Annotated in this window: 21 protein-coding genes; 5 read left to right on the forward strand and 16 right to left on the reverse strand. The window is 71.5% G+C overall.

Going from position 1 to position 21,445, the window contains the following annotated elements; all coding sequences use genetic code 11:
• The first annotated feature begins 14 nt into the window (after positions 1-14).
• From ACFYY2_RS14375 to ACFYY2_RS14395, 5 genes are all read left to right on the forward strand, one after another.
• Positions 15-845, forward strand: coding sequence for an alpha/beta fold hydrolase (locus ACFYY2_RS14375; RefSeq protein WP_388741849.1), 831 nt, complete (start codon positions 15-17; stop codon positions 843-845).
• Between the two features lie 379 nt (positions 846-1,224).
• The gene (locus ACFYY2_RS14380; protein WP_388741851.1) at positions 1,225-1,743 is read left to right on the forward strand and encodes a toxin-antitoxin system HicB family antitoxin; all 519 of its coding nucleotides are present in this window, start codon (positions 1,225-1,227) and stop codon (positions 1,741-1,743) included.
• A gap of 83 nt (positions 1,744-1,826) precedes the next feature.
• On the forward strand, positions 1,827-2,669 hold the full coding sequence (locus tag ACFYY2_RS14385) for a DUF4097 domain-containing protein (protein ID WP_388741854.1): 843 nt from the start codon (positions 1,827-1,829) through the stop codon (positions 2,667-2,669).
• A gap of 69 nt (positions 2,670-2,738) precedes the next feature.
• On the forward strand, positions 2,739-3,761 hold the full coding sequence (locus tag ACFYY2_RS14390; protein ID WP_388741857.1) for an ATP-binding cassette domain-containing protein: 1,023 nt from the start codon (positions 2,739-2,741) through the stop codon (positions 3,759-3,761).
• A complete protein-coding gene (locus ACFYY2_RS14395) occupies positions 3,758-4,549 on the forward strand; it encodes an ABC transporter permease (RefSeq protein WP_388741860.1) in 792 nt (263 codons plus the stop codon). The genes ACFYY2_RS14390 and ACFYY2_RS14395 overlap by 4 nt, the downstream gene beginning before the upstream one ends.
• A gap of 97 nt (positions 4,550-4,646) precedes the next feature.
• Here the strand turns inward: ACFYY2_RS14395 and hydA are convergent, their stop codons facing one another.
• The 16 genes from hydA to ACFYY2_RS14475 form a co-directional block, all read right to left on the reverse strand.
• Positions 4,647-6,044: a dihydropyrimidinase gene (hydA, locus tag ACFYY2_RS14400; RefSeq protein ID WP_388741862.1), complete on the reverse strand. Its 1,398-nt coding sequence runs from the start codon at positions 6,042-6,044 to the stop codon at positions 4,647-4,649.
• A 116-nt stretch (positions 6,045-6,160) separates the two neighbouring features.
• Positions 6,161-7,444: an aspartate aminotransferase family protein gene (locus ACFYY2_RS14405; RefSeq protein WP_388741865.1), complete on the reverse strand. Its 1,284-nt coding sequence runs from the start codon at positions 7,442-7,444 to the stop codon at positions 6,161-6,163.
• Positions 7,441-8,283, reverse strand: coding sequence for a nitrilase-related carbon-nitrogen hydrolase (locus tag ACFYY2_RS14410; protein ID WP_388741868.1), 843 nt, complete (start codon positions 8,281-8,283; stop codon positions 7,441-7,443). Before ACFYY2_RS14410 ends, ACFYY2_RS14405 begins: the two co-directional genes overlap by 4 nt.
• Before the next feature lie 132 nt (positions 8,284-8,415).
• A complete protein-coding gene (locus ACFYY2_RS14415) occupies positions 8,416-9,450 on the reverse strand; it encodes a serine hydrolase domain-containing protein (protein WP_388741870.1) in 1,035 nt (344 codons plus the stop codon).
• A gap of 4 nt (positions 9,451-9,454) precedes the next feature.
• On the reverse strand, positions 9,455-10,375 hold the full coding sequence (locus ACFYY2_RS14420) for a DUF6895 family protein (protein WP_388741873.1): 921 nt from the start codon (positions 10,373-10,375) through the stop codon (positions 9,455-9,457).
• Entirely contained in the window at positions 10,372-11,100 is a 729-nt protein-coding gene (locus ACFYY2_RS14425; RefSeq protein WP_388741875.1) for a hypothetical protein, read from the reverse strand. Before ACFYY2_RS14425 ends, ACFYY2_RS14420 begins: the two co-directional genes overlap by 4 nt.
• Positions 11,097-11,279, reverse strand: coding sequence for a hypothetical protein (locus tag ACFYY2_RS14430; RefSeq protein WP_388741877.1), 183 nt, complete (start codon positions 11,277-11,279; stop codon positions 11,097-11,099). The genes ACFYY2_RS14425 and ACFYY2_RS14430 overlap by 4 nt, the downstream gene beginning before the upstream one ends.
• 372 nt (positions 11,280-11,651) lie before the next feature.
• A complete protein-coding gene (locus tag ACFYY2_RS14435) occupies positions 11,652-13,019 on the reverse strand; it encodes a hypothetical protein (protein WP_388741880.1) in 1,368 nt (455 codons plus the stop codon).
• A 143-nt stretch (positions 13,020-13,162) separates the two neighbouring features.
• Positions 13,163-13,543: a PPOX class F420-dependent oxidoreductase gene (locus ACFYY2_RS14440; protein ID WP_388741882.1), complete on the reverse strand. Its 381-nt coding sequence runs from the start codon at positions 13,541-13,543 to the stop codon at positions 13,163-13,165.
• 19 nt (positions 13,544-13,562) lie between these two features.
• Entirely contained in the window at positions 13,563-13,850 is a 288-nt protein-coding gene (locus tag ACFYY2_RS14445; RefSeq protein ID WP_388741885.1) for a helix-turn-helix domain-containing protein, read from the reverse strand.
• 121 nt (positions 13,851-13,971) lie between these two features.
• Positions 13,972-14,667 (reverse strand): glycoside hydrolase family 75 protein, encoded by a 696-nt coding sequence (locus ACFYY2_RS14450; protein ID WP_388741887.1) that lies wholly within the window; start codon positions 14,665-14,667, stop codon positions 13,972-13,974.
• Positions 14,668-14,817: 150 nt separating this feature from the next.
• On the reverse strand, positions 14,818-16,623 hold the full coding sequence (ggt, locus tag ACFYY2_RS14455; protein WP_388741889.1) for a gamma-glutamyltransferase: 1,806 nt from the start codon (positions 16,621-16,623) through the stop codon (positions 14,818-14,820).
• A 354-nt stretch (positions 16,624-16,977) separates the two neighbouring features.
• Complete coding sequence (locus ACFYY2_RS14460) at positions 16,978-17,439, reverse strand: lipocalin-like domain-containing protein (protein WP_388741891.1); 462 nt, start codon at positions 17,437-17,439, stop codon at positions 16,978-16,980.
• An 18-nt stretch (positions 17,440-17,457) separates the two neighbouring features.
• Positions 17,458-19,662, reverse strand: coding sequence for a xanthine dehydrogenase family protein molybdopterin-binding subunit (locus ACFYY2_RS14465; protein WP_388741893.1), 2,205 nt, complete (start codon positions 19,660-19,662; stop codon positions 17,458-17,460).
• Entirely contained in the window at positions 19,659-20,651 is a 993-nt protein-coding gene (locus ACFYY2_RS14470; protein WP_388741895.1) for an FAD binding domain-containing protein, read from the reverse strand. The genes ACFYY2_RS14465 and ACFYY2_RS14470 overlap by 4 nt, the downstream gene beginning before the upstream one ends.
• Positions 20,648-21,154, reverse strand: coding sequence for a (2Fe-2S)-binding protein (locus tag ACFYY2_RS14475; protein ID WP_388741898.1), 507 nt, complete (start codon positions 21,152-21,154; stop codon positions 20,648-20,650). Before ACFYY2_RS14475 ends, ACFYY2_RS14470 begins: the two co-directional genes overlap by 4 nt.
• Between the last annotated feature and the right edge of the window lie 291 nt (positions 21,155-21,445).

The raw sequence follows: 21,445 nt of genomic DNA on the forward strand, positions 1-21,445 counted from the left end.
CGGAAGGATCGACCATGGGCACGGTCACCACCATCGACGGCACGACCATCTACTACAAGGACTGGGGCCCGCGCGACGCCGAGCCGATCATGTTCCACCACGGCTGGCCGCTCAGCGGGGACGACTGGGACAACCAGATGCTGTTCTTCCTCTCCAAGGGCTATCGCGTGATCGCCCACGACAGGAGGGGACACGGGCGCTCGTCCCAGAGCGCCACCGGGCACGACATGGACACGTACGCCGCCGACGTGACAGCCGTGGTCGAGGCGCTCGACCTGCGCGGAGTCGTGCACATCGGCCATTCCACCGGCGGCGGCGAGGTGGCCAGGTACGTCGCCCGTGCCGAGGCAGGGCGGGTCGCCAAGGCCGTGCTCGTCAGCTCGGTCCCCCCGGTGATGGTGAAGTCCGAGTCGAATCCGGGCGGGCTGCCGATCGAGGTCTTCGACGGCTTCCGCGCCACCCTCGCCGAGAATCGCGCCCAGTTCTACATCGAGCTGCCCACGGGTCCGTTCTACGGATTCAACCGGCCCGGAGCCAAGGTGTCGCAGGGCCTCATCGACAACTGGTGGCGGCAGGGCATGCGCGGGGCCGCCAACGCCCACTACGAGTGCATCAAGGCCTTCTCGGAAACCGACTTCACCGAGGACCTCAAGAAGATCGAGGTTCCGGTCCTGGTGGCCCATGGCACCGACGACCAGATCGTGCCGTACGCGGACGCCGGCCCGCTCTCCGCGAAGCTGCTGCCCAACGGCCGGCTGAAGAGCTACGAGGGCCTCCCCCACGGAATGCTCTCGACGCACCCGGAGGTCCTCAACCCCGACCTCCTGGCGTTCGTGCAGGAGTAGATGACGGCATCCCGGCACACTGCCCTCCGAACCGGATCCAGCCCGACGGCGGATCCGGTTCGGCGCGTCCGGAGCGGTGCGTCCCCCTCGGTGCGTCCGGAACGATGCGTCCGGAACGATGCGTCCCGAGCGGTGAGTCCGGAACCCACCCGCACCCCATGCGGCACCGCGTGGCGCCACATGACGCACAAGGTGGCACCACATGGCACCAGGTGGCACCACCGCGCAGCAGCGGCCCCGCAATCGGGCACGCGGAAGCATCCCCACACAGGGTGACACCAGCCCATATTCGCAGGTCAGAGCACCAGGCGGGTAAACGGCGCCGGAAGAGGCGCCAGGGAGGTTGCACATGGCGCCATAGTGATGCCATGATGGCGCCATGGACCTGACCCCGTATGTCGACACCCTCCGCCGTGAACTCGCGGTGGCCGCCGAGGCCGGCGGCGACGAAGCCCGCGCACTGGCGGAGCGGCTCACCGCCCCCCTGGAGTCGGCGACCCGGCTGGCGATGCTGAACGTGCTCTCCGCCGCGACGGACGAGATCACCCGTGAACTCGCCCCGGGCTCGGTCGACGTACGGCTGCGCGGGCTGGACCCCGACTTCGTGGTGACACGGCCGCCCACCGACGGCGGCACCGGCACTCAGCCGGCCGCGGCCGCCGAGCCGCTTCAGGCCCCGTCGCCGGTGGACGGCGACGAGGGCGGCACGGCCCGCGTCAATCTGCGCCTGCCGACCCACCTCAAGGCCCGCGCCGAGGAAGCCGCGAACCGAGAGGGCCTTTCGGTCAACGCGTGGCTGGTGCGTGCGGTGTCGGCCGCCGTCGACGGCGGAGCCCGGCCGCGCACGGCGGAGAAGACCCGGAGCGTCGGACAGAGCTTCACGGGCTGGGTGCGCTAGTCGCACACCCGCCCCCGCAGCGTCATCACTCGCACCCCTCCCACCAGCAGGAATGCTTCGAAACCACAGAGGACGGTACAGCCATGCCTTCTTACGACACTCCCGCGCCCATCTCGGCCACGGCGCACGTGTACGCCGGTTCCATCGGATTCACCGCGGGCGACCGCCTCGACACCGTCGTCGAGGTACTGCCCCGCGACCCGAAGCGGGACCAGGACGTCCGGGCGGCCGAGCAGACCGAGGTGACCTGCACGAGCGGGACCCTGAACGTCAGGACCCCCAAGGGCAATCTGTTCGGCCGCACGGGCACGGTCGACGTCTCGGTGGAACTGCCGGCGGGGTCGAGCGTCGACGTGACGGGCTCCTGGACCCAGGTCGTCGGCGACGGCCGGCTCGGCGAGGTCCGCGTGAAGACATCGTCCGGCGACGTACGCCTCGACACCACCGGCCGGCTGAAACTGACCGCGTCGCACGGCTCCATCACCGTGGACAGGGTGGACGGCGCGGCCGAGATCACCACCAGTTCCGGCAGTCTGCGCGTCGGCCTCGTCGACGGACCCGCCGTCCTGAAGAACTCGCACGGCAGCACGACCGTCGACGTCGCGATCGGTGAGCTGCGGGTGAGCGGCGCCAACGGCGACATCGAGGTCCGGCGCGCCGGGGACTCGGTCACCGCGACCACGGCGCACGGCACGCTGCGCGTGGGCGAGGTGGCGCGCGGCACGGTTCAGCTGGAGACCTCCTACGGCGCCATCGAGGTCGGGATCCGGGAGGGCACGGCAGCGTGGATCGACGCGAGCTCCGGCGCCGGACAGGTGCGCAACACCCTCACCACGTCCGAGACGCCCGAGACGACCGAGGACACCGTCAAGGTCCACGCCCGCACCCGGTTCGGGAACATCGACATCCGCCGCGCCAAGGCCTGACCCCCACGAGGGGTCGCCGCCGACTCACTCACCCCGCCTGCCAGTTCACTTTTCGCCCCGGAGGGCCACATGCCCAGTTCTGTCATGCCCACATCCAAAATCGCGGACGGCCATCTCGCCCCGCCCGCCGTCTCAGCCGTCGGACTGCGCAAGTCCTATGGCGACAGGACGGTGCTCGACGGCATCGATCTGCGCATCCCGACCGGTTCCGTGTTCGCGCTCCTCGGTCCGAACGGGGCCGGCAAGACCACCGCCGTCAAGATCCTCTCCACGCTCATCGGCGCCGACGGCGGACAGGCCCAGGTCGCGGGCCACGACATCGCCACGTCACCGGACGGTGTCCGTGCGGCGATCGGGGTGACCGGTCAGTTCTCCGCCGTCGACGGACTCATCACCGGCGAGGAGAACATGCTCCTCATGGCAGACCTGCACCACCTGCCCAAGGCCGAGGGACGCCGCACCACCGCCGAACTCCTCGAACGCTTCGACCTCACCGATGCCGCGAAGAAACCCGCCTCCACCTACTCCGGCGGCATGAAACGACGCCTCGACATCGCCATGACCCTCGTCGGCAGCCCCCGCGTCATCTTCCTCGACGAACCCACCACCGGCCTCGACCCCCGCAGCCGCCACACCATGTGGCAGATCATCCGACAACTCGTCACCGACGGCGTCACCGTCCTCCTCACCACCCAGTACCTCCAGGAAGCCGACGAACTCGCCGACCGCATCGCCGTACTCCACAACGGCACCATCGCCGCCCAAGGCACCCCCGCCGAACTCAAACGCCTCATCCCCGGCGGCCACGTCCGACTCCGCTTCACCGACCCCACCGCCTACCGCACAGCCGTCACCACCCTCACCCCCACCACCCACGACGACGAAGCCCTCACCCTCACCCTCCCCTCCGACGGCAGCCAGCACGACCTGCGCACCATCCTCGACCGCCTCGACACCCACCACATCCACGCCGACGAACTCACCGTCCACACCCCCGACCTCGACGACGTCTTCTTCGCCCTCACCAGCCCCACCCTCCCCACACAGACCGACCTCGACCACCCCAACCAGCCCAAGGAGACAGCCCGATGAGCAGCCTCACCCTCGCCGCCCGCGACTCGGCCACCATGCTGCGCCGCAACCTGCTGCACGTGCGCCGCTACCCGTCGCTCACCCTGAACCTGCTGCTCACCCCCGTCATGCTGCTCCTGCTCTTCGTCTACATCTTCGGAGACACCATGAGCGCCGGCATCGGGGGCGGCGACTCGGACCGGTCCGAGTACCTCTCGTACATCGTCCCCGGCATCCTGCTGCTGACGATCGGCGGCACCACGATCGGCAGCGCGGTGTCGGTATCCATGGACATGACCGAGGGGGTCATCGCCCGCTTCCGCACGATGGCGATCCACCGCGGATCCGTGCTGATCGGGCATGTCGTCGGCAGCGTCCTGCAGTGCATGCTCAGCATCGTCACCGTCGGGGCCGTTGCGGTGGCCATCGGCTTCCGGTCCACCGACGCCACCGCGGTGGAATGGCTGCTGGCCCTGGGCCTGCTCACGCTCGTCTCCCTGGCGCTGACCTGGATCGCGGTCGGGATGGGCCTGTCCAGTCCGAACGTCGAGGCCGCAAGCAACAACGCCATGCCGCTGATGGTCCTGCCGCTGCTCTCCAGCGCCTTCGTGCCGCTGGACTCCATGCCCGGCTGGTTCCAGCCGATCGCGGAGTACCAGCCCTTCACCCCCGCAATCGAGACCCTGCGCGGACTCCTCCTCGGCACCGAGATCGGCGACAACGGGTGGATCGCCGTCGCCTGGTGCCTGGGACTGGCCGCACTCGGCTACTTCTGGTCCACCTCGCTGTACAACCGCGACCCGAAGTAGCCCGGCCCGAAGCAGCCCGGGAAGAAGTGGCACGTCGTCCCGCTCCGGGGGCGGCGGACCCCGACACCGCGTCGGCGTCCGCCGCCCCACCGGCGCGTCACAGGTACTGGCAGGTCCCCCGCGGCAGATACGTCCCGTGGCCCGCGTGTCCCACGTAGGCGCGGTCCTCGATCACCGGCACCCCGCGCGACAGGACCGTCTCCACCCGGCCCGTCACGCGCTTCCCCTCGTAGGCGGAGTAGTCGACGTTCATGTGGTGCGTCTCGGCGGAGATGGTCTGCTCCGCGGCGGGGTCGTAGACGACGATGTCGGCGTCGGCGCCCGGTGCGATGGTGCCCTTCTTCGGGTAGAGCCCGAACATCCTGGCCGGGGAGGCGCAGGCGATCTCGATCCACCGCCTGCGTGAGATGTGTCCGTCCACGACGGCCTGGTGGAGGAGGTCCAGCCGGTTCTCGACGCCCGGCATGCCGTTGGGGATCTTCGAGAAGTCGCCCCGCCCCATCTCCTTCTGGCCCGAGAAACAGAAGGGGCAGTGGTCGGTGGAGACGACCTGGAGCTCGTTGTTGCGGAGCCCGCGCCAGAGCGCCTCCTGGTGTTCCCGGGGGCGGAGCGGGGTCGAACAGACGTACTTCGCCCCTTCGAAGCCGGGTTCGGCAAGGTTGTCCGTGGAGAGGAAGAGGTACTGCGGGCAGGTCTCCCCGAAGACCGGGAGACCCTTGTGGCGCGCGTCCGCGATCTCCGCGACGGCCTCGTCGGCGGAGACGTGCACGACGTAGAGCGGCGATCCCGCGACCCGGGCGAGCTGGACGGCGCGGTGCGTGGCCTCGGCCTCCAGCGCCACCTTGCGGACGTCGCCGTGGTAGCGCGGGTCGGTGCGCCCCTCGGCCAGCGCCTGTTCGACCAGGACGTCGATGGCGATGCCGTTCTCCGCGTGCATCATGACCAGACCGCCGTTGCCGGAGGCGCGCTGCATGGCCCGGAGGATCTGACCGTCGTCGCTGTAGAACACGCCGGGGTAGGCCATGAACAACTTGAACGAGGTGACGCCTTCCGCCACCAGGCGGTCCATCTCCTTGAGGGAGGAGGCGTTCACGTCCGACATGATCATGTGGAAGGCGTAGTCGACGGCGCAGTTGCCGTCGGCCTTCCCGTGCCAGGTGTCCAGCCCCTCCTGCAGCGAACGGCCCACGGTCTGGATGGCGAAGTCGACGATCGTCGTGGTCCCGCCCCAGGCCGCCGCCCGGGTGCCGGTCTCGAAGGTGTCGGCGGCGTACGTCCCGCCGAAGGGCATCTCCATGTGCGTGTGCGCGTCGACGCCACCCGGGATGACGTACTTCCCCGTGGCGTCGATCCTGCGGTCGGCGCTCCAGCTCGCGGCGGCCTCGGTGCCGTGGGCGGCGAGGGCGGCGATGCGTCCGCCCTCGACGAGTACGTCGGCGTGGATCTCGTCGGACGCGGTGACGACGAGTCCGCCGTGGATGACGGTGCGGTTCATGTGCCCCTCCTCGCGGTGGCGGAACGGGCCTGTACCCGTGGGCCGGCTGCTCGATGACGTACGTGCGTGGACGTGGAGTTCCCCGCGGCGGGGACTCCCGCCGCGGGGCGCTGCGATCAGACCGCCGCGCGGAGGGCCTCGGCCAGGATCGCCGCACCCTCCTCCGCCTCTGCGACGGTGAGCGACAGCGGAGGGGCGATGCGCAGGACGCTGGTGTTGTGACCGCCGCCCTTGCCGATGAGCAGCCCGCCGGCGCGGGCCGCTTCCAGGACGGCGGCGGCCGCTTCGGGGTCCGCCTCGTCCGTTCCGGGCTTCACCAGCTCGATGCCGATCATGAGCCCTCGGCCGCGTACCTCCTTCACGGCGTCCGAGGCCGCGCCGACGGCGCGGAGCCGCTCGATGAGCAGCCCGCCGACCCGCCGGGCGTTGCCCTGGAGGTCGTGCTCCAGGAGGTACGAGAGGTTGGCGAGCCCCGCGGCCATGGTGACCGGGGACCCCCCGAACGTCGAGATGGAGTTGGCGTCCAGGCAGTTCATGACGTCGGCCCGGGCGACGACTCCCCCGATCGACATGCCGTTGCCGATGCCCTTGGCGAAGGTGATGATGTCCGGCGGACCGTTCTCGGCGTGTGCCTGCCAGCCCCAGAAGTGGTCTCCGGTGCGGCCCCAGCCGGTCTGCACCTCGTCGGAGATCCACAGGATGCCGTGCCGGTCGAGGACTTCACGGAACGCGGCGTAGAGACCGTCCGGGGGTGCGGTGAAACCGCCGACGCCCTGGACTGGTTCGGCGATCAGCGCCGCCGGATCCCGGGTGTGCCCGAGCAGGTCCTCCAGGTCGGACACGCAGGCCTTGATGAAGCGCTCGTCGCTGAGTTCGGCGTACGGTCCGCGGGTGCGGACCCCGCCGTGGACGTACAGCGTCTGGAGCGGGGACAGAGTGGTCGGCGACCAGCCCCTGTTGCCCGTGATGGACACCGCCGAGAAGGACCTGCCGTGGTAGCTGTTGCGCATCGCCAGGATCTGGTTCGACCCGCGGTATGCGGTGGCGAGCAGCAGGGCGGCGTCGTTGGCCTCGGTGCCCGAGGTGGTGAAGAAGACCCGCGCGTCGGGGATTCCGGAGAGCGTGGCGATGCGCTCGGCGAGCTCGACCATCGGGCGGTTGAGGTAGAGGGTCGAGGAGTGGATCAGGCGGCCGGCCTGCTCGGTGACGGCCTTGGTCACCTCGGGCAGGGCGTGCGCCGTCATCGTGGTGAGGATGCCGCCGAAGAAGTCGAGGTAGCGGTTGCCGTCCGCGTCCCAGACGTGCCGGCCCTCGCCGTGGGTGAGTTCGAGGGGCCGGCGGTAGTAGAGCGCCAGCCATGCGGGGCTGACGGCGAGGTGGCGCTCGTGCAGCCCGGTCACGGCTCCACCAGCCCCTCGTAGGCGTCGGGCCTTCGGTCCCGGTAGAAGGCCCACTGGTTGCGGACCTCCTCGATCAGTCCGAAGTCAAGGTCGCGCACGAGGAGTTCCTCCTCCTTGTCGCTCGCGACGTCCCCCACGAACTGTCCGCGCGGGTCGACGAAGTAGCTGGTGCCGTAGAAGTCGTTGTCGCCGTACTCCTCCTGGCCGACGCGGTTGATCGCGGCGACGAAGTACTCGTTGGCGACGGCCGACGCGGGCTGTTCCAGCTGCCACAGATGGCCGGAGAGCCCCCGTGAGGTCGCCGACGGGTTGTAGACCAACTGCGCCCCGTTGAGTCCGAGTTGGCGCCATCCTTCGGGGAAGTGCCGGTCGTAGCAGATGTAGACGCCCACCTTGCCGACGGCTGTGTCGAAGACCGGCCAGCCGGCGTTGCCGGGCTTGAAGTAGTACTTCTCCCAGAACCCTTTGACCTGCGGGATGTGGTGCTTGCGGTACCTGCCGAGGTACGAGCCGTCGGCGTCGATCACGGCCGCGGTGTTGTAGTAGAAACCGGACTGCTCGATCTCGAAGACCGGCACCACGATCACCATGCCGGTCTCGCGGGCCAGGTCCTGCATGCGCCGGACCGTCGGACCGTCCGGCACGGGTTCGGCCCAGCGGTAGTGCTCGGGTTCCTGCACCTGGCAGAAGTAGGGGGCGTTGAACACCTCCTGGAACCCGATGATCCGCGCGCCCTGCCGGGCTGCCTCGCGAGCGTGTTCCTCATGCTTGGCGATCATGGATTCGGTGTCGCCGGTCCAGGTCGCCTGGACGAGTGCGGCGCGTACGACGTGGGACATGAGCTGCTCCTTCGACGCGGCGTCAGAGAGCCTCTACGCGTTCTCTACGCCCGTAGACACGGTGCATAGGAGGAGAACGTAAGCCCCGTCACACAGCGGGGCAAGACCATCGCCGTGAACCGGCGGAGTCGATCATGTTTCACACCCGAGCGGTCCAGCTCGGTCCTCGGACCCCCGGCCCAGTGCGCCCAGGGCCCCGTAAGCGGCCTGGACGAAGGGCGCGAGGGGGGTCGGGGCCGAGTTCGTCAGGGCGACGAGCCCCGTACCGGAGACCGGGTGGAACCCCGCGAACGCCGTGAATCCGCGCGTGCCCCCGGAGTGGTGGAGCAGTGCGCCGTCGGGACGCGGCCGGAGGTTCCAGATGAGGCAGATGCGCGAACCGGTCCTCGGCACGCCGAGCCGGGGCCGCTGGACCTCGGTGAGCGCGGTGCGCAGGAAGGGGTCGGACACGGAGCCGGGGTCGAGCAGGAGCCCCAGGAGACGCAGGAGATCTCGGGCGCTGGAGCGCACGGCCCCGGCGGCCGTGAGCCCCGGCATCAGCATCACCGGACGGGCGCGACCGCGCCAATAGCCAGTCACCTGTGGCCTGTTGGGGTCGCAGTCGGTGCGGGTGAGGCCGAGCGGTCCGGTGACGCGGTCGGCCAGGAGGCCGGCGTAGTCGCCCCCGCCGCCACCCGCCGCCCTGGCGAGTACGTGGCCGAGCAGGGCTCCGCCGAAGTTGGAGTACAGCACGCGGGTGCCCGGCCGGTGGCGCGGCCGGGTACGGCGCAGGGAGGCCAGCAGGTCACCCTCGGAGAATCCGGCGTACGGGTTGCTGAGCCAGCCGCTGCGGACCGCCCGGGGCAACAGCCCCGGGGGCAGCCGGGGCAGGCCGGAGGTGTGGGTGGCCAGGTGCAGAAGGGTGAGGGGCGGCCCGGGCAGCCGGAAGGGGAGATAGCGGTCGGCCCGGTCGCCGTAACGGACCTCACCCCGGGCGGCCAGTTCGGCGAGGAGCAGGGCGGTGAAGGTCTTGGTCAGCGAGCCCGTCTCGAATCTGCTGTTCTCGTCCACCGGGCCGCGGCAGAGCACCGCGCACTCGGCCCCCCGTACCGCGGCGACCGCGGCCGCCGGTCCTTCGGCGGCGGTCAGCAGGGGCCGGAGACGCTCGCTGAGCGGGGACCGCGTCACGCTGTCACCGCTGACCGGCCGCCCGGGCGAGTGCGACGGAGCCGGCGACGGCGGCGACCACGACCGTGTGCTGATGGTCGGTGAACCGCTGCTGCGGGTCGTCGTCGACGGGATCGCTGTCGCGGGGCACGAGGCCGTCCTCGTGCTGGAGCGCCGCGACGGCCTCCCAGTCCTCCGGCCGGCAGTACGGGTCCTCGATCGAGGCGCCGACGACGAGCAGTTCCGTCACGAGGTCCCACTGGCCCACTTCACGCCACACGTCGATCCACACGGGGAGCCAGGTGCGTACGTAGTCGGCGAGTTCGGGCGGCAGCCCGGCCGGGTTCCCGCCCCAGTCGGTGAGGTGGAAGACCGTGTGCGTCACGGCGTAGGCCGTGATCCAGTTCATGGCCCACGGCTCCGGCCTGGCCCCGAGCCAGGTGGCGGCGGCGAGCGCCTTCGGGTCGTCGGGATGGTCGAGGCCGACGACCCGGGCGGCGTTGGCGACGGCGAGCCTGCGGTTCGGCAGCACCTCGACACTGTGCACCGACCGCATGCGGGACCGGTGGGCGAGGAGCCGGTCGAGCTCGGCGTGACGGTAGCCGCAGCGCACGAAGGGGGCGTACATCTCCAGCGGGTCCGTCATCAGCGCGTGGCGGAGCTGGCGCTCGTAGATCATGTCGCCCTGGCGGAACTGCTCCCACGTGAAGTCCATCAGGCTCTGGGCGGCCGCCAGGCGCCCGGGCCCGGCGACGCCGTCGCGCAGGATGAGAGAGGCCGCGAGCGTCGTCTCCCCGAGGGGTTTGTAGACGCTGTCGGGGTCGGCCATCGTCTCGGTGGTGCCGGGTGGGAGGCCACCGAGGTCCCGGTTGGCGTGCAGCCACGAGAGGGCCCTGTCCGCCATGCTGCGCGCCGCCCGGGTGACGGGCTCGGGGATCGTCGTCATGTGCGTGCCGCCTCAGGGGGTGTGCCGGGCCGGGATTCGAGGAAGTGACGGGCGATCGCGAGGTCCAGCGCGGCGCGCGGGCCCGCGCCGCCGACCAGCTGCACGTGCTCCGCGGCGACGTCCGGGTCGAGCGGGAGAGCCACGCCCTCGTGCCGGAGCCACGCCAGCCAGCGGACGAGGCGCACGGCGGTGGGGAAGTCGCGCCTCAGGATGGAGCGGCTGATGCCCCGGCTCAGCGGCAGTGCACCACGACGGGCGGCCTCGTGCACCGGGCCGTCGAGACCGGTCGTGGCGAGCGGCGCGAGCTGGGCCATGCGGACGGACCAGGCGCTCCAGTCCTCCGTACCGGCGAGCTGCGCGGTGTCCCGCGGCTCGGGGGCGAGTGCGCGCAGGGTCTCGTCACCCGCGAGCCGGGCGAGCAGGACCGCGGTGGCGTTGTCCCGCCGGGCGACGACCGGCTCCTCGGTGGTGCCGGACGCGGGGAAGGCGTCGAACGCCTTGGCGACCACGGCGGCGTCCTGCGTCTCGAAGGGCTGCCCGGTCAGGAGGTGGGGGCTGAAGAGGTCGGCCCCGAGGACCCTGACGGCGGCCAGCGCCGCGAGGGTGTCGGGGGCGTCGTCGACGAACCGCGCGGGCTGCACAGCGTCCCCGGTGCCGTTGAGGGCACCGAGGACGCTGCCTGCCAGGGCGTCAGCCGCCTCGGCGAAAGCGGAGTGGGAACTCACTTGCCCCGGGACTCCTTCGGCTCCTTGGGAGACAGGAGGAGAAGCGCGAGCAGGAAGCCCGCCGCTTCGGGGGTGTAGAGCGGGGCGTCGCTGACGACTGCCTCGGGCTCCGCCATCAGGGCGCTGAGCGTCGTGGTCTGGGCCGGGGTAGCGGTGAGAGTCATCTCCTGCGTAAGCATGGTGCCTCCACTTCACTGGGGGGACATGTACCACTTGTGTGGTTATGCCTCGACCGACCCTAGGGGGTGGAGGAAGATTTTTCTCCGCAAGGCCGTGTGCACTGGCGACGTGCATGGGCCACAGGCCACGGGGACGGCAGAACCCGCACCCTCCGAAGGCGGGGAGATCATCTGCCGGGCCCACAGGAGCGGGGTGCGGCGTCGAGGCCGCGGATGATCTCCTCCCCCGCGCAACGGGCGGCGCCCCGGATGGACGTGCCGGAACGGCGGCGACCGCGGCGGGGCGCGCGTGGCCGCGCCCACACCCCGAAGGCGCCGGAGGCATCCTCCGCTTCGTCGCGGGTTCCGGCCGGGCTGCCCCGTCCGCAGCCCTCAGGGCGCCGGAATGCCCGCGACCCGCAGCGCGTGGACGATGTCCCACTCCCGCGCGGCCGACACCTCACGTGCGGCGGCGAGGAGTTGGGGGACGAGATGGGGTGGGCCGCCCTCCGCGACACGGGCCGCGTCCTGCGGGGTGCGGGCGCGGACGAACGCGCCCAGCAGCGCCCGTGCCTCCGGCTCCAGGCCCGCCCGGTCGAGCGCGACCACGGCGTCGGCGATCTCCCCGGCGGGCCGTGCCACTCCCTGCCGCAGCAGGTGCCCGCAGTCCTCCGTCCGGCCGGCGGCCGCCAGCGCGCCTGCGGCTGCGGCGAGTTCGGCGGGCGGCAGGGAGGAGACCTCCCACAGCAGGGTGGCCCGGTCGGCCGCCAGCCCGGCCCCGTCCAAGGCGTCGGCGAGCACCGGCAGGTGCGCGGCGGGCCGGCCGGCCGCCTCGCAGAGCACGACGTGCGCCTCACCGCTGCGGCCGTCCGCGCGGAGCCGCACGAGCAGCGCGACGGCGTCCTCGGCGGCACGTCTCGCCGCGAGGTCGGGAGCGCCGGCGCGCGGGGCAGCGTGCCGGACGCCGTCCCCGGCCGGAGCACCGCCGAAGCGGGCCCCGAGCGGGCGGGCCATGTCCGGTGCGGGAGCGGGCATTTCGGTCGTGCCCGCCGGTACCGGGTTCGCCTGCGGTCCGTCCTCGACGTCCAGCCCCGCGAAGCGTGCCCCGCGCGGTCTCCTCCGCCTGGTTCCGCTCCTCTGCCCCGGACCGGGGTCCGTCCCTGCGGTCAGGGGGCCCGACGGCGAGCGGGGGTCGGCGGTCGCGGACTCGGCACCGGCTTCCGGTCCATCTCCGCCCTGCGCGCCGAACTGCCTCTCGGGTAAGCGCTGTTCGGGCGAGCGCTGTTCCACCGCCGCGAGCCTGTTCCGCAGTTCCGTGCAGCGGGCCGAGGCGCGGGCGTGGTCGTCCCTCGCCCAGGCCATCGCGTCCGGGTCCCCGTCCGGCGCCCCGGCTCCGGCCTCCCTCAAGCGCCAGGCGGCACCGGCCTGTTCACGGTGCATCACGCCCAGCCGTCCGGCGAGTTCCTCCCGGCCGCCGGGCCGCCCGTCGTGCGCGGCGACGGACGCGGCCCACAGGGCGGCGGCCCGTGCGGACTCCTCGGCGGCGAACGCCGTACCCCGAGTGGCGGCCAGATCCTGGAGCAACGATTCGACCACGTCCCAGGGCGGCACCTCGGAGCCCTCGAAGCAGGCGCGCATGCCGTCGGGATCGCGCGTGCGGAAGACCGCGTACCACCCCCGGCCGGGATCGATCAGTGCGGCCAGGTCTCGTAGGTAGTGTGCGAACGCCCTTACTGCCACAGCATGCTGATGCACTGTCACCGTCGCCCTCACCGGCCGGCCGACTGGAGGACTCCAGTCCGCAGGCATTCGACCGCAGGCGTGTTACGACGGGACTACGCGCACTTTTCCGGTGTGCTGCGTCCGGGGCGCCGAACGGCTCCGGACGGCCGGCCGCGCCCCCGTCAGAAGGTGACGGCGATGCCCGTGTGGGGCCGCTTGCCGAGGCGGGCGACCATGGCCGGCCAGTCCACCAGCCAGAACTTCCAGGTGTACTTGCGGGCAAGCAACGTACGCACCGCGCGGGTCCCGTCATGGTCGAGCAGCCGCGCCGCTCCCTCCGCGCTCGGCGCGCCCTCCGCGATCCGCCCGCGGACGTCGCAGACCGTGACGAGCACCCGGCTGTCGTTGCGCAGCCGCTTGACCTTCCAGCTGTCGGTCCGGGTCCAGACGTACAGGACGCCTTCGTCCGCCGCGGCCCACACGGGAGTGGCGACGGGCGTGCCGTCCTTCCGGTACGTGGTCAGGCTGACGTACTCACTGCGCGCGAAGTCCTGGAGGGTCACGGGCGCGACCCTACCCGCCCTACGCCGTGAGCGGCAGGTTCTCCGTGTCCGGTACGGGCACGGGGACCGCCAGGACGCGCGGCAGCAGCTCGTCCATCGAGAGCCCCAGGGCTCCCGCGAGTGCGGCCACCGTGAAGAACGCGGGTGTGGGCGCCCGGCCCGTCTCGATCTTGCGGAGCGTCTCGGCCGAGATGCCCGCGTCGGCGGCGACGGCGACCATGCTGCGTCCGCCGCGCGCCTCGCGCAGCAGCTCACCGAGGCGCTCGCCGCGCAGGCGCTCCTCGGGTGTCAGTGGGTTTCGTACCATGCCGTCATTCTAATACCGACCGAATCGGTATAGTAATTGGCCGGGAGGGGCCGCTTCCATCGAGGTGACCGGCCCGCGTCGGCGCGCGGTGCCGCACCACCGGGAAGGGCGCGGCCGTCCGTCAGCCGCCCGCGACGAACTCCGCGGCGAGGGCCTCACCCTCCGCGACAGCGGCGTCGTGGTCCTCGATCGGTGACACCGCGGAGTCGCGGAACAGGATGTAAGTGACGCCTGAGGCGGTTCCGCCGCTCTTCGGGTCGGGATCGATCCCGAGCTTCTTCGCCGCGGCGTACGACGCCTCCCCGATGATCCCGGTGGGCCCCGTGTCGCCGACGACGGCGTACAGGACCTTGTCGCCGTACACGACGGCGGCCACGGAACCGCCCTTGATCCCGTAGTCGGCGTACTTCCACAACGGACCGGGCCCGGGCACGACGATGTAGGGCAGCACGCTCGAATCCAGGGGTTTGCCCGCAGACGTCTGGAACGCCGTCCCGGGCTGGAAGGCGGGGTCCGTCTTCCCGTTGCAGACGGCGGTGGTGCGGCCGTCGCAGTCGATGTCCATGTCCGCCGTCCAGAACACGGCGCGCTTCGTCCCGCACACCGGGATCTTCGCCGGGCTCCCCTGGTCCGTCCGGTACATCCCGTGGGAGATCCGGTCGCAGGTCCTCACCCGGTCCAGGAGTTCGGCGGCCCCGACCGCGCCCTCGCTCGGAGCACCGGAAGCCCGCGGGGGAACGGCGGAAGCCGGCAGTGCGGCGGCGGCGAGGACGGCCGCGCCCGAGGCGGCGACGAGGGCGAGCATGCGCGTACGCACCGTGGGAGACGCCTTTCACTGGACGCGGAGGGCCCGGGCGGGCCCCCCTGGCCGACGCGGCGCCCCACGGGCCGGGCCGCCGCGGGACCCCGGGCCGGTACGGCGCGCAGTCGCGTCGTGCCTGCCCCGGGGCCCGGGAGCGGCGAGCCGTCAGGAACGGCCGCTCGGATGCACCACCATGGCCGAGCCACCGCCGCGCCGCACCTTTTCCGCGGCCGCCAGCCAGCGCCCGTCCGGCAGCCGCTGGACACCGGTGGCGGCCCCGATCTCCGGGTTCGCCTTGAAGACGTGGCCCAGCGCCTCCAACTCCGCCCGCACCGGACTGTTCCAGAGGCCGGGCTCGATCTCGGTGGTCGCCGAGTTGCGCTGGCTGGCGCGGGGCGCGGCGATCGCCTCGACCAGCGGCAGCCCCCGGTCCAGATGTCCGGTCAGCGACTGCAGGACCGTCGTGATGATCGTGGCACCGCCGGGCGAGCCGAGGGCCAGCACGGGCTTTCCGTGCTCCAGCACGATGGTCGGCGAGATCGACGAACGCGGGCGCTTGGCCGGACCCGGCAGGTTCGGGTCGTGGACCGCCGGGTTCGCCGGGGCGAAGGAGAAGTCGGTCAGCTCGTTGTTGAGCAGGAAGCCGCGCCCGGGCACGGTGATTCCGCTGCCCCCCGTCGACTCGATCGTCAGGGTGTAGGCGACGACGTTGCCCCACCTGTCGGCCGTGGTGAGGTGCGTCGTGTTCTCACCCTCGTACGTCGTCGGGGCCGCCCCCTTCCCGCGCGCGCACCGGGCGGGATCACGGGGATCGCCCGGTGCGAGGGGGCTGGTCAGGACGGCGTCGTCCTTGATGAGGCAGGCCCGCGAGTCGGCGAAGCGCTGCCCCAGCAGTTCACGGGTGGGCACGTCCTCGAACGCGGGATCGCCGACCCAGCGTCCCCGGTCGGCGAAGGCGATGCGGCTCGCCTCGATGAGCCGGTGGAGGTAGCGCGCCTCACCGGCCTTCGAGAGGTCGGTGGACTCCAGGATGTTGAGCGCCTCGCCGACGCTCGTCCCACCGGAGGACGACGGCGCCATGCCGTACACGTCGAGTCCCCGGTAGCCCACCTCGGTGGGGGCGCGGTACAGCGCCTGGTACGCCCTGAGGTCACCGGTCGTCAGGTCTCCCGGCCGCACCACCCGTGTCGCCGCCGGGTCCACGGGGGGCTTGCGCACCGTCGACACGATGTCGCGCGCCAGAGCACCCCGGTACAGCTCGTCGACACCCTTGCGCCCGAGGGTCCGGTACGTGCGGGCGAGGTCGGGGTTCTTGAAGACGGAGCCGGCCACCGGCGGCTGTCCTCCGGGGAGGAAGAGCTCGGCGCTCGCCGGGAAGTCGGCGAAGCGCGCCTGATTGGCGGCTGTCTGCGAGCGGAACGTCTCGTCCACCGTGAATCCGTCGCGGGCCAGCCGTTCGGCGGGTTCCAGCAGCTTTCCGAGCGGCTTGCTCCCCCAGGCGTCGAGGGCCTTCTGCCAGGTGGCGGGGGTGCCCGGGGTACCGACTCCGAGGCCGCTGGTGACGGCGTCGTTGAAGGGGATCGGCACCCCGTTCTCCTGGAAGAGCGAGGCGTCGGCGCTCCGAGGGGCCGTCTCACGCCCGTCGATCGTCCGGACGGTGCGGGTCGCGGCGTCGTAGTGGACGAAGTAGCCCCCGCCGCCGATTCCCGCCGAATACGGCTCGGTCACCCCCAGCGCCGCAGCGGTGGCGACGGCCGCGTCGACCGCGTTGCCCCCCTTGCGGAGGACCTCGATGCCCGCGGCGGACGCGTCCGCGTCGACGCTCGACACGGCTCCCCCGTAGCCCACCGCCACCGGTGACTTGGGGGGCGGGACGGGGGGTGCCGATGCCGCGGGAGCGGCGGCACCGAACGAGCCCAGGACGGCGATCACGCTCAGGAACGACACATTCCGGCCGACGGAATGACGCATCCGTACCTCCAGTGAAGGATCGTCCGCGCAGGGTAACGCCGCACCACCCGGCCCGTCAGGACCGCCTCGGCCGTGCGTGCGAACAGGCCGCTCCTCCACTCGCCGGCGATCGGGGTCGTGCTCGGCGTCGCGACCGGCCCGTAGCCTCCGGATTCGGCTCAGCCCGTCGGCCGGGTCGCCGCACAGCTCCTTCGTCGGCCATGCACACCGGTCACGCTTCACCGGTGACGCTTCATCGGTGACGCTTCATCGGTCACGCCGCAAGAACTCCGCCCCACCGCACAGGCCTTCAGAATCTGTGCGGTGAAGCGGAGTCCAGGTCGTTCGATGCGTCGGCAGCGGTCGTGCTCGGCGTCACCCGCCTCCGCGCCCCACCCGCTCCCAGGTCAGGACACCCGTCCGCAGCGCTCCCCAGATGCGTGTGGGGGTGGCCAGCGCCAGTTGCAGCACCTCGCCGTCGAGTCGCGCCACGCGCAGTTGCGCCCCTCCCATCCAGTTGGGGAACAGGCTCAACGCGACGTCGTGGATGACGGTCTGACCGTCCTGGACGCGGAAGGGGCCGGCGTAGGCGAGGTAGTTGCGGGCCGCTTCGGTCAGCTCCTCCGGGCGGCCCGACTCCAGCCGGTCCGTGTCGAACCGCGGCCTGTCCGGCCGTGTGATCTGGGCCGACATGTAGCCGTCCGCCGAGTAGATGATGAGACCGAGGGGCCGGTCCCCGAAGGGACGGACGACCTCACCGCCGTCGACGCCGCGGGCCTCGTACGACACGAGGCGCCAGGCGCCGACCAGGGCGGCGCGCAGTTCGTCAGGTGTCATGGTGTCCTCCGCCGCCGCTCACAGCAGTTGGTCCATGGTGATGGGGAGGGAGCGGATGCGCCGCCCCGTGGCGTGGAAGACCGCGTTGGCGATCGCGGGAGCGATGCCGACGATGCCGATCTCTCCGATGCCCTTGGTCCCGATGGGGTTGGCGCGGTCGTACGAGCCGACGAAGGCGACCTGCATGTCGGGGACGTCGGCGTTGACGGGGACGATGTAGTCGCCGAGCGTGGCGTTGGCGATGCGTCCGGTGACGTCGTCGCTGATCGCTTCCTCGAAGAGGGCCATCCCGATGCCACCGACCGTTCCGCCGATGATCTGGCTCGCGGCGGTCTTCTCGTTGAGGATGCGGCCGCCGTCGATGACGGAGACCGCGCGGGCCACCCGCAGCCGTCCGAGGTCACGGTCGACGTGGACCTCGACGAACTTCGCTCCGAAGGCACCCGCCGGCGCCATGCCCAGGTCCTGCGGCTGCACCGGCGTGCTCTCGCCGTCCGCGGTCAGCTCCTCGACGGCATGCCGCCTGAGGATCTCCGCGTACGACTCGCCCTTCGAGCGGTCGTCACGGCGGCGGATGTAGCCGCCGTCGACGTCGACGTCGTCCACCGAGCACCCCCGCAGGGGGGACTCCGCGTCGTTCGCCGTCAGTGCCAGGAAGTCCCCGATGAGCTGCCGGCACGCCTCGTACACCGCGCTGCCGATGGAGCCCGTCAGGCCCGACCCTCCCGTCTGGGGGGCGAAGGGCATGGAGCCGTCGCCCAGCCCGAACGTGACCTGCCCGACGTCCAGGCCCAGCAGTTCCGCCGACAGCTGGGTGAAGACGGTGTAGGCGCCGTTGCCGATCTCCGTTCCGGCGCTGCGCACGAAGGCGGTCCCGTCCCGGCGGATCGTGGCGCGCGCCTCGCAGCGCGCGCGGAACCACGGGTAGCTGGCGGCGGCCAGGCCGTAGCCCACGAGCAGGTTGCCCTGGCGCATGGAGCCCGGTTCGGGGGTGCGCCGTGACCATCCGAAGAGTTCGGCGCCGTGTTCGAGGCACTCCTTGTGCGCGCGGCTGGACCACGGCAGCCCCAACTGCGGGTGCACGGCGGCGTCGTTGCGCAGGCGCAGCTCCAGTGGGTCCATACCGAGCTCGACCGCGAGCTCGTCCATCGCGCACTCCAGCGCGTAGTTGCCCGTGGTCGCCCCCGGGCCGCGCATGGAGTTGGGCACCGGGATGTTGAGGCGGGCCTGGACGTCCCTCGTCGTGACGTTGGGGCAGGCGTACGAGGTGCCCGAAGCGGTCGCGGTCGGCTCGAAGTTGTCGTCGTCCATCGCGGTCGACGTGAGCGCGTCGTGTTCGATGGCCACGAGCTCACCGGAACGGGTGGCGCCGATCCGCAGGCGCTGCTTCCCCTTGGGACGGTGACCGCAGGCCGTGAACATCTGCGGTCGCGTGAGCACCAGCTTCACCGGTCGCCCCGTCTGGCGCGCGGCCAGGGCGGCGAGGACGACGTGCGCCCAGACCCGGAGACCCGCGCCGAACCCTCCGCCGACGTAGGGCGCGATGACGTGGACGGACTCCTCGGGAATGCCGAAGACGGCAGCCAGTGACGTGCGCTCGAGAGTCGGCCATTGCGTCGAGTTGTTGACGAACAGCGTGTCGCCCTCCCACCGGGCGACGGTGGTGAGCGGCCCCATCGGATTGTTCGTGTTGTCGACGGTGGTGTAGGTGCGGTCGATCACCACGTCGGCGTCGGACAGTGCGGCGGCGGAGTCGCCCCGCTGCACGTCCCGTTTCCAGGGATTCGTCCGCCGCTCCGCGCGCGGGTCCTCCAGGTCCATGACGGCTTCGCCCGGCGCGTACTCGACCCGGACGAGGCCGGCGGCCTCCGTCGCCTGCTCGAACGTCTCCGCCACGACGACCGCCACGTGCTGGCCGTAGTGGAGGAGCACGTCGTCCTGGAGGGGCGCCGGCGGTGACACGCCCAGCGGCGTGACGGGCGCCCGTTCGAGCAGCCCGGCGTTGTGGTGCGTGATCACCCGGACGACTCCGGGGGCCCGCTCGGCGGCGGTCGTGTCGAGGCCGGTGACGCGGCCCGCCGCGATCGTGCCGCGCACGAGCACGGCGTGCGCCATGTCCGGATACGTGTAGTCGTTGGGGTAGTCGGCCTTGCCGGCCACTTTCAGCGGCCCCTCGACACGGTTGATCCCCGGACCGAGGAGGGGGCGAGAGGTCGTCGTCATGAGCTGACTCCCGTGACTGTCTCCAGCGCACGGACCAGCGTGCGCTGCGCGAGTTCCACCTTGAAGGCGTTCTGGGGGCGGGGCTGGGCCCCGGACAGCGCGGCGCGTGCGGCCGCGCGGAACACGTCGGTGCTCGCCGTGCCGCCGGTCAGGATCTCCTCCGCTTCGAGGGCGCGCCACGGATGCGTGGCGACTCCTCCCAGGCCCACCCGGGCCGAGGTCATGACCTGGCCGTCGTCCAGCACCACCGCCACGGCCGCGGACGCCAGCGCGAACTCGTAGCTCGCCCGGTCGCGCACCTTGAGGTAGTCCGAGCGCGCCCCCTCCGGCAGGAGCGGCACCTCGATCGCGGTGATGAGTTCGCCGGGCTTCAGCACGTTCTCCACGTCCGGGGTGTCCCCCGGCGGCCGGTAGAAGCCCGTGAGCGGGATCGTGCGGTCCCCGTCCAGGCCGCTGGCGTGGACCACCGCGTCAAGGGCGATCAGCGCCACGGCCACGTCGGAGGGACTGGTGGCGATGCAGTTGTCGCTGGTCCCGAGGACCGCGTGCGTGCGGTGCGCACCGGTCAGGGCCGCGCATCCCGTACCGGGCTTCCGTTTGTTGCACGCCGCCACCGACGGGTCGCGGAAGTACCGGCAGCGGGTGCGCTGCAGGAGGTTGCCGCCGATGGTCGCCATGTTGCGCAGCTGGACCGAGGCGCTGCGCAGCAGTGCCTCCCGTACCAGCGGCAGGCGCTCGGTGACGACGGGGTCGGCCGCGAGTTCCTCCATCGTGACCAGCGCGCCCACGAAGAGGTTCCCGCCCCTGAGCTCGACACCGCCGAGGGGAAGACGCGTGATGTCGATCAGCCGGCCGGGCCTCAGCACCCCGTCCTTCATGAGGTCGAGCTGCGTCGTGCCGCCTGCGAGGAAGCTGGCGTCGCGGTCGGTCCCGGCTTCGGCGAGGGCCGTGGCCACCTCGCGTACCTGGACGTAGTCGAACGGCCTCATTTGTGATCACCGGCCACTTCCTGGATCGCGGCGACGATGTTCTGGTACGCGCCGCACCGGCAGATGTTCCCGCTCATGTACTCGCGGATCTCGTCGGGCGAGCCGGCCCGGCCTTCGGACAGCAGCCCGAGGGCCGACATGATCTGGCCCGGCGTGCAGTACCCGCACTGGTATCCGTCGTGCTTGAGGAACGCGGCCTGCAGGGGGTGCGGGTCCTCGCCGTCCGCGAGTCCTTCGACGGTGGTCACCTCGCGCCCGTCGCACTGCGCTGCCAGGGTCAGACAGGACAGCACGCGCTTGTCGTCCACGTGCACGGTGCACGCGCCGCATGTTCCCTGGTCACAGCCCTTTTTCGTGCCGGTGAGACCCAGCTTGTCGCGCAGTGCGTCAAGCAGGGTGACCCGGGAGTCCGTGCGCAGGGTGTGCGCCTCCCCATTGACCCTCAGTGCGAACTCTGCCTGCGGGACGGACTGCGAATCGGTGGGTTCCGCTCGCGATGTCATTGCACCTCGTCTCCGGTACCACTGTGAAATGAGACCTGCGTTCCTGCGACGCTTCGATTCCGGCGCCCGGTCATCACCGGCCCCGGTGATGACCGGGCGCCGGAACATGAGTGAGGGAATTCTGCCGTCAGGCACCTCCGCACGATGCACATGCCGGGATCAGCGGCGTACATTCACCCGACTGCGGCGACATCGTCTATGCAGCCCCGCGCCCGTTCACCGCACACGGAATTGTTCGTACGGCAACGGTACGAGCCCCCGGACGTCATCGCATCCGCTTGTCCCTCCGGA

It is taken from the genome of Streptomyces sp. NPDC001822 (assembly GCF_042892135.1).
Taxonomy (GTDB): Bacteria; Actinomycetota; Actinomycetes; order Streptomycetales; family Streptomycetaceae; genus Streptomyces.